This is a genomic window from Holdemanella porci, from assembly GCF_009696075.1.
Taxonomy (GTDB): domain Bacteria; phylum Bacillota_I; class Bacilli_A; order Erysipelotrichales; family Erysipelotrichaceae; genus Holdemanella; species Holdemanella porci.
The window spans coordinates 1-8587 of the sequence record NZ_VUMR01000072.1; the positions used below are offsets into that span (position 1 = coordinate 1).

At 35.7% G+C, this 8587-nt stretch carries 11 protein-coding genes and 1 pseudogene; 10 read left to right on the plus strand and 2 right to left on the minus strand.

What is annotated here, in order from left to right; all coding sequences use genetic code 11:
• The 9 genes and pseudogenes from FYJ55_RS10870 to pyrF all read left to right on the plus strand — a co-directional run.
• Nucleotides 1-272: pseudogene (locus FYJ55_RS10870) on the plus strand (hypothetical protein); the annotation flags it as partial.
• A 48-nt stretch (nt 273-320) separates the two neighbouring features.
• Nucleotides 321-944 (plus strand): DUF5052 family protein, encoded by a 624-nt coding sequence (locus FYJ55_RS09715; protein ID WP_154556657.1) that lies wholly within the window; start codon nt 321-323, stop codon nt 942-944.
• Between the two features lie 10 nt (nt 945-954).
• The gene (locus tag FYJ55_RS09720) at nt 955-1332 is read left to right on the plus strand and encodes a RidA family protein (RefSeq protein WP_154556658.1); all 378 of its coding nucleotides are present in this window, start codon (nt 955-957) and stop codon (nt 1330-1332) included.
• A 121-nt stretch (nt 1333-1453) separates the two neighbouring features.
• Nucleotides 1454-2356, plus strand: a complete 903-nt coding sequence (locus FYJ55_RS09725) for an aspartate carbamoyltransferase catalytic subunit (RefSeq protein ID WP_154556659.1) — start codon at nt 1454-1456, stop codon at nt 2354-2356.
• 2 nt (nt 2357-2358) lie between these two features.
• Nucleotides 2359-3624: a dihydroorotase gene (locus tag FYJ55_RS09730; protein WP_154556660.1), complete on the plus strand. Its 1266-nt coding sequence runs from the start codon at nt 2359-2361 to the stop codon at nt 3622-3624.
• 56 nt (nt 3625-3680) lie between these two features.
• A complete protein-coding gene (locus FYJ55_RS09735; RefSeq protein ID WP_456152224.1) occupies nt 3681-4040 on the plus strand; it encodes a hypothetical protein in 360 nt (119 codons plus the stop codon).
• 1 nt (nt 4041) lies between these two features.
• Nucleotides 4042-4767, plus strand: coding sequence for a dihydroorotate dehydrogenase electron transfer subunit (locus tag FYJ55_RS09740; protein ID WP_154556661.1), 726 nt, complete (start codon nt 4042-4044; stop codon nt 4765-4767).
• Nucleotides 4767-5675, plus strand: a complete 909-nt coding sequence (locus tag FYJ55_RS09745) for a dihydroorotate dehydrogenase (RefSeq protein WP_154556662.1) — start codon at nt 4767-4769, stop codon at nt 5673-5675. The genes FYJ55_RS09740 and FYJ55_RS09745 overlap by 1 nt, the downstream gene beginning before the upstream one ends.
• A complete protein-coding gene (gene pyrF, locus FYJ55_RS09750) occupies nt 5675-6373 on the plus strand; it encodes an orotidine-5'-phosphate decarboxylase (RefSeq protein WP_003866099.1) in 699 nt (232 codons plus the stop codon). The genes FYJ55_RS09745 and pyrF overlap by 1 nt, the downstream gene beginning before the upstream one ends.
• A 165-nt stretch (nt 6374-6538) precedes the next feature.
• Here pyrF and FYJ55_RS10875 read toward each other — a convergent pair whose 3' ends face one another.
• Both FYJ55_RS10875 and FYJ55_RS09755 read right to left on the minus strand, forming a co-directional pair.
• Nucleotides 6539-6703, minus strand: coding sequence for a hypothetical protein (locus FYJ55_RS10875; protein WP_195836627.1), 165 nt, complete (start codon nt 6701-6703; stop codon nt 6539-6541).
• Nucleotides 6704-6759: 56 nt separating this feature from the next.
• Nucleotides 6760-8025 (minus strand): IS91 family transposase, encoded by a 1266-nt coding sequence (locus FYJ55_RS09755; protein ID WP_154556663.1) that lies wholly within the window; start codon nt 8023-8025, stop codon nt 6760-6762.
• 174 nt (nt 8026-8199) lie between these two features.
• On the opposite strand from FYJ55_RS09755, the gene FYJ55_RS09760 reads away from it, so the two are divergent.
• Nucleotides 8200-8587 (plus strand): hypothetical protein (locus FYJ55_RS09760; protein ID WP_154556664.1); only part of this gene is annotated, 388 nt, incomplete at its 3' end.

Below are 8587 nucleotides of genomic sequence, written 5' to 3' on the forward strand. Positions count from 1 at the left end.
TAACGGATGTAGAATGGTTGGATTTAGAAGAATTAGAGGAAAAGGAGGAAATTGAAATGTGTGAAGCTGAAAAGAGATGGCTGGAAGTAAAGTCAAAGGAATGGGAAGCTGAAGGAATAAAAAAAGGAATCGAACAGGGTATCGAACAAGGCAGCGAGAATAATCGTAAAGAAATGTATAGAACGATGGTAGACAAAGGATTCAGTGTTTCAAGTATCGCATCCATCTTCTCAGTAAGTGAAGAATCAATCCGAAAGCTATTGATAAAATAATTGTTAAGTCATTCGTTTTGAATGGCTTCATTATAAAACGGGGGAAATATGAATAAGAATATAAAAAGAATAAGTGTAGTATGCCTATGTATATTATTGAGTGGTTGTAGCATGTTTCAATCAGCTCTGAATGATATCAAGGGCAATTTAGTAGGTAATGGATACATGATCTATACGTATGATAATTGTGGTAGTGAAGTCATGGAGACAAGTGGAGATAAAATCAGTATTACAGGTAATGCGGTAGAGTCTACTTCTTATGATGAAAATGGACATGTTGTCCGTGGATATGAATTATCAAGTGTAATTACGATAACGGTAGACGGAAAAGAAATAGAATCATGTGGAGATACTTGTATTTTTGAACAAAAAGGCTTAACACCGGATGTGGATTTCACACAAGAAGATATTGATTCAAATACGCATGGACAAATATCAGACAATACGTCTGTTGCTCGTTTTGTTAACAAGTATAAAAATATGTTTGGCAAAGGAAGAATTGTAGTCATTAAATCCCAATTAGGACAGCCAATTGCCGCCTACTCTGGAGATAAGGTGTATTGGAAGATTCCAGATAATTTACCAAAAATGACGAAACTTATGATTGATGGTAAGGCTTTGTATATTCATAGAGCAAATTTTCAGATTATTGATAAAGAATTATTGGATTAAAAGAAATAAAATGAAACATCAAATTAGTAGTGCAAAAGCACCGAAGGCATTAGGACCCTATTCAGCAGGTGTGGCAACAGAAGGACTAGTATTCTTATCTGGACAATTAGGTATGAATACAGAAGGAAATTTGGTTAGTGAAGATGTTGCTGAACAAACTCAAAAAGCCTTTGAAAATATTGGCGTATTATTAGAAGCTTCAGGCTTAACATATGATGATATTGTTAAGACAACCGTATTATTGAATGACATGAAAGATTTCGCGAAAGTAAACGAAGAATATGCGAAATACTTTGATGGTATATATCCTGCTCGAAGTTGCTTTGAAGTGGCTAAATTACCTAAGAATGCTAAGGTAGAAATTGAATGTATCGCAATCAAAAAATAGCCGTATGTTCTGAAACTTTATTATTGAAAATTTCATGATTTATGGTAGTATATAAAGAAGAGAAATTGGATTTGAAAAGGGACTTTTTAAATCCTTTTTTTAAGATCACAAGGAGGATTATATGAACAAAAATTCGTTATTATCCATGAGAGATCTGTCAGTTGAAGACATCTATAGCATTCTTGATGATGCTAGACTTTTTAATTGTTCCTTTAAAGATTGGCAATTACCGATGCAGAAAGCATTGGTTGCTAATCTTTTTTTTGAGGCTTCAACTCGAACACATTTCTCATTCGAAAGTGCACAGCACCAATTAGGATGCCAAGTAGCCGATTTTGCGGCTGGAGCATCCAGTGTCACAAAGGGAGAAACTCTTTATGATACAGTAAAGACATTTGAATCAATTGGGTATGACATGGTGGTGATTCGTCATTCTCAAGATGAATATTTTAAAGAATTGGAAAATATCAATATTCCAATTTTAAATGCTGGAGATGGTGCAGGAAACCATCCAACACAATGCTTGTTAGATTTACTAACTATGCAAAATGAGTTTGGCACACTAGAAGGCTTAAATGTAGTAATCTGTGGAGATATCTTACATTCAAGAGTGGCTGCCAGTGATAAAGAAGCTTTAGAAAAATTAGGGTCAACCGTTCGTTTTGCCGGACCAAAAGAATGGGAAAGACCTGGCTATCCAACAATTGACTTTGATGAAGCCGTTGAATGGGCAGATGTTGTCATGATGCTTCGTATCCAGAAAGAAAGAGGTTCTGGAATGGCCGGTATGACAGATAGTGAATACTTAGAAAAGTATGGTCTTACAAAGGAACGTTATGCAAGAATGAAAGACAAGGCTATCGTGATGCATCCAGCTCCTGTGAATCGTGGTGTTGAAATTGATACGGATTTAGTGGAAGCTGAAAAATCAAGAATTTTTGAACAAATGCACAATGGTATGTTGGTTCGAAAGGCCGTTATTAAACGTGGATTTGGTTTTGCTCCATTCAAGAAGGAAAAATAAGTATGCGTTTAATCAAAAATGGTCAAGTTTTAATTGACAATCGTCTCGAAAAGAAAGATATTTTAATTGACGAAGGAAAGATCATTCAGATTGGTGATTCTATCTTGAAAGACTGTGATACAGTGGATGCCACAGGCTTAACTGTAATTCCAGGATTAGTGGATGTACATGTGCATTTTAGAGAACCTGGACACAGTGAAAAAGAAACCATTCATACAGGTAGTTTAGCGGCGGCACATGGAGGATTTACTTCTGTGTTTGCGATGCCAAATGTCATTCCTTTTCCAGATGATGTAGACACAATGAAAGACTATCAACAATTAATCAAAAAAGAATCTGTTGTACATACATATCCATATGCTTGCATTACATTAGAAGAGGCAAGTAAAGAAGTAGTGGATATGAAGGGTATCAAAGAATTAGGTGTACGCTGGTTCAGTGATGATGGTGTTGGGGTAGCTACACCAGAAATCATGAAAGAAGCCATGGAAAAGGCGAAAGAAAATGACTGCATGATTGTAGCTCATACAGAAGATATGAGTTATCGCAGACCAGGTGCTTGCGTACATGACAGTGAAGTTGTGACATCTAAGGGCTGGATTGGAATTCCAAGTGCTTGTGAAAGTGCACAATTGATTCGTGATTTAGAAATCACAAAAGAAATAGGAAACGCTTATCATGCTTGCCATATTTCAGCTAAAGAAAGTGTAGAAGCATTAAAAAACGCAAAAGAATCAGGTTCGAATGTAAGTGCTGAAGTTACAGTACACCACTTATTATTAGAAGATAAAGATGTGGCTGGACCAAACTGGAAAATGAATCCACCTTTAAGAAGTCATGAAGACCGTATGGCTTTGATTGAAGGCTTGGAAAACGGATCATTGGATTGCATTGCCAATGATCATGCACCACACACCTCTGAAGAAAAGAAGCGTTCTATGGATAAAGCACCATTTGGGATTGTTTCATTAGAAAGCGCATTTGCCTTACTATACACAGAGTTTGTTCACCGCCAAAAACGTTGGACATTGGCTCAATTGGTAAATTGGATGTCGGCTGCACCTGCTAAGCGTTTTGGCTTAGAGAATATAGGACAAATTAAAGAGGGCTATAATGCCGATTTGGTTTTAGTCGATTTAGAACATGAATCTTTGATCGACATAGATACATTTGAATCCATGGGTAAAAATACGCCATTTAATGGTTGGAGCGTAAATGCGCAAGTAAAGGAAACCATTGTAGATGGAAAAACAGTATGGAAAGGATAAAACATGGAAATGTATTAATGACAATTGATGATGAGAATAAATAAGAAGCACTAGAATTGGCGAAACGCTTCGCTAATATTGGATATGGAATCTATGCAACAAAGGGTACGGCAGACTTATTTGAAGTTGAAGGATTGTATGTTCATCGTGCTAGTAAGATTGAAACAGAAGATGGTAAAAATGTTCTAGACATTATTCGTAATGGACGTGTAAACTTTGTCATTAACACAATGTCTAATAAGAAGAACACAAGTGCTGATGGATTCTTGATTCGTCGTGTGTCTGCAGAAAATAACATTTCTTGTATGACAAGTTTAGATACAGCGAATGCATTAGTGAAAGTTTTAGAGTCATTGAGTTTCTCAATGGTTTCATTGAGTTTCTCAATGGTTTCTATGAATGAAATGGGGAAATAGTATGCAGGAATTTGCGAAGATTCTGTCGAATGTGGAAATCGCAAAAGATATTTGGAAAATGGAATTGAAAACAGATTTAGCAAAAATAGCTAAGCCTGGGCAATTCATTGAAATCACAGTTCCAGGTTTCTATTTGCGAAGACCCATCTCGATTAGTGAAATTAAGGAAGATATTTTAGTCATTATCTACAAGGTGCTTGGTGAAGGTACTTTAAAAATGACTGAACTTGAAGGAAAATTAGATATCTTTGGTCCACTTGGAAATGGTTTTCCAATTGAAGATAAAGAAGAAGTGTTGTTGATTGGTGGAGGTGTTGGTGTACCACCACTATATGAAACAGCCAAACAATATTTAAGTAAAGATGCACGTGTAACTGTAGTATTAGGTGCAAATGATGCAGGTAGCGTATTCTATGTGGATGAATTTAAGGCTTTAGGATGCGATGTATATGTCGCAACCATGGATGGTTCATTAGGTACAAAGGGTACAGCATTAGATGCGATCAAAGAAAACAATGTGACATGTCCATTTGTGTTAAGTTGTGGACCTTTACCTATGTTGAAGGCAATCAATGAACAATATAGTGAAGGCTATATTTCATTAGAAGCTCGTATGGCATGTGGTCTTGGTGCTTGTATGGGATGTGTTGTAAAAGATGTAGAAGGACATTCATTACGTGTATGTAAGGATGGTCCTGTCTTTGAAATGGGAAAGGTGGCTTTATAATGGATATTTCAGTAAAACTACCTGGATTAAATTTAAAAAATCCAATTATTCCAGCTAGTGGATGTTTTGGATTTGGTAAAGAATATGCCGAACTATATGATTTGAGTGTATTAGGTGGTATTGCCATCAAATCGGCTACGCCACAAGAGCGTTTTGGAAATCCTACACCAAGAATTGCCGAAACTCCAATGGGAATGTTGAATGCGATTGGTTTACAAAATAAGGGTGTAGATTCAATTATCAAAAATGAACTTCCATTCCTTGCACAGTATGATACAGAAATCATGGCCAATGTGGCGGGTGCATGTGAAGAAGATTATGTAGAGGTTATCAAGAAATTAAATGATCAGCCAGTAATCAAGGCGTATGAATTAAATATTTCTTGTCCTAATGTAAAACATGGTGGTATTGGTTTGGGAACGAAACCTGAGCTTGCAGCACATGTGACAAAGATTTGTAAGGAAGCAGCTACAAAACCTGTATATGTGAAGCTTTCACCAAACGTAACAGATATTGTAGAAATTGCTAAAGCCGTTGAAGAAGTAGGCGCAGATGGTATTGTATTGATCAATACTTTAATGGGTATGCGCATCAATTTGAAGACGGGAAAGCCATTACTTGCCAATGTCACAGGTGGCCTTTCTGGTCCTGCCATTAAGCCAGTTGCCTTAAGAATGGTATATCAAGTGGCACAAGCTGTAAATATTCCAATCATTGGTGTTGGTGGAATTACTTGTGCAGAAGATGTATTGGAATTCTTAAATGCTGGGGCAAGTGCTGTTGAAGTGGGTGCCCAAAACTTTGTGGATCCGTATGTATGTCCAAAAATCATTGAGGATCTTCCAAAAGTATTAGAGAAATATGGATATAAGAATATTGAAGAAGCAGTTGGAAGGAGTTTTAAATAATGAGTAAGACAATTGTAGCACTAGATTTTTCTAGTAAAGAAGAAGTTGTAGATTTCTTAAAACAATTTGATGAACCTGTATATGTAAAGATTGGTATGGAATTAACATATGCGTGTGGTTTAGAAATGGTAAAAACAGTGAAGGAAATGGGTCACCACATTTTCTTAGACTTGAAATTGCATGATATTCCAAACACAGTTAAGGGTGGAATGAAAAACTTAGCGAACTTAGGTGTAGATATTGTCAATGTGCACTGTGCTGGTGGTATTGCGATGATGAAGGCTGCCATCGATGGCTTGAATGAAGGGGCTAAAGATGGAAAACGTCCTATGTGTATTGGTGTAACTCAGCTTACTAGTACTTCTAAAGAAGCTATGAATAACGAATTAGGAATTCCAGGTGAAGTGATTGATTGTGTTATTAAATATGCGAAGAATGCCAAAGAAGCAGGCTTAGATGGTGTTGTATGTTCCGTACATGAAGCTAAGGCGATTCACGAAGCTTGTGGAGAAGACTTCTTAACAGTTACTCCTGGTATTCGTTTGGCAAGTGATTCTAAAGATGATCAAAAGCGTGTCGCGACTCCTGCATTTGCGAAAGAACAAGGTTGTGACTATATCGTAGTTGGTCGTTCAATTACTAAGAGTGCTAACCCAGTTGAAACGTATAAAGAAATTGAAGCAACTATGTCAAAATAAGGTGTGAGATATCACATCTTTTTTTTATATATTAAGATTTTGGTTTCGGAACAGGGAAATGTGATATGTGAAAAAGTCGAATTGTCACAATTTGTAGGTTATCAGGAACGACAAAAAGGGCTATTGAAAATAGCCAACATTTTGTATTTGTCTTTAGTTGCTGAATTATTTTTTTACAATCATCTTATGATCGCATTCAGGGTAGTGCATCATATAGTTTTCTTCAGGTTCATTTGGAAATAATTCATCGATCAACCATCTAGGTACTTCTTCTTCATAACCGCATTTTGTGCATTTCATCAATACATCTTTTTCAGTATGCTCTGTCATTTCTTTTGTCCTTGAATGGATTATATTTATAAGTATACTGTATTGTGGCTTTACATTTACATTGAATAGGATCTTAGGTTAAAAGAATCAATCAAATGAGTGCGGTACTTCAATTTATTAAGTTTGTTTTTAAGGACTTTGGTTCTTGTTTCTCGAGAATAATCCTTGTTCTTTTTGATTCCAAGAAGTGCATGTACTTTATCTAGAGTTTTCTTAGATGCATTGGCATAGAATCCATAATATCGAGTGGTTAAGAAATGATAGTCCGGTATATGTATGATGAGACGTTTTATAAAATCAATCACATTATCTGTGACATCATGACGTTTTTCATCCTTATGATCATTGTAGAACCAGCTGACAGTCTTTGATTCTTTATTGTATTCTGTGATTCTATTTTCAGCCATGGCAGGCCTACCTGCATAGCGAATAAAATAGTTTACGCAGCCTTGAATATCTTTACTGTTTTTATTAGCTGAAGCATCGTTAGAATCGTTGTCAGTGGATTTGAACTTGGCATAGACATAGAATCCTTTAGGATGGTCTTTATAGAGTCTGTTCTTTTCTTCAGTTTTCTTTAATCCTCCGGCTTCCTGTATGAGTCGAATGAATTCAAACTGAATAGTTTTTCTAAGCTTAGTAAAATTGAAATGATGAAATGTTTTGATTTTATCTTTTTTAAAAGAATAGATTAATTCAGGAATAAGACAATGAATGTGTGGATTCCATTTAAGGTCCCTTCCAAAAGTATGTATAGTGGCAATCATGCCAAACTCATTACGAACAGGAATGTCTTTGAATATATAGTGGGTATCAGATAGCTTTTTCTTTTTGAATTTATCAGCAATCGATTTATTAGTGAGAATGGAAATGGTGTTTCTTGAAGCAACAAACAATAGATTGAGTCGAGTACGATCCTGTCTGAACCAGTTTCTAAGTTCTTCAGGAATAGTAAATACAATGTGTCTATGAGGGCAGTCAAGACAAAAAGAAGTGGCTTTGGCTGCAAGCTGTTTGGCATATTTAACACCACATGCATTACAGAACCTTGAATGACATGAGTGTGGAATAATATTCCAGTTGTCACAATCGGTACAGTCAAACTGATCAAAGCCAAGATAACATGTGTGGCAAAGTAATGAACGTTCTACATTGTCTAAGATGCAAGGACGAGCTTTACCGGAAGCATCTAGTTTTCGAATGTATTCAATATTTTCGAAGAAGATATTCTTGATGGGATGAATAAAATTGAAGTTTCGAACATCACAATCTAATAATGATAGAGTTTCAATTGGAATGTTTGAATGATAAGTGGTGTCCATAAATTAATTATATGTGAATTTAATATGAACATGTGAGAATACAGCAATATATCACATATTCACATTGGTGATATAATGATACAAATAAAATAAATTAGAAAGTCTCAAATCTATCTATTAAGACTGTATTAAATATAGTATAATAGAGACGGATAGAACAGGAGGACTTGTCTTATGAAGGTGTTTTCAATGTCGCAAAGAATCTATTATAAAGATCTGGAACCAGATGCAGAATCCATCATTAAAAAGGATCTTGAACTGTATAACTGCATGCTTCATAAGGCATTCAAAATCTGTTTTGATCGTGCCTATAAGGATGTTACCTATTCAGAAACAGATCAAAGAATGATCAAGTCCTTCTATGGTACAAGTGATTATTTTCCTTTGTCTGCCATTTATGAGGCCAAGGCTTTGGTGAAAAGTCTTAAATGCAGAGAAAAAGAAAATCAAGATATGATCAAGACTCGTCTTAAAAAGATAGACAAGAAAATCAAAAAGAACGAGAAGCAATTGAAGAAGGCTTTAAAGGAAAAAGAGAAGCTGATCAACAGATCCAAGAAAA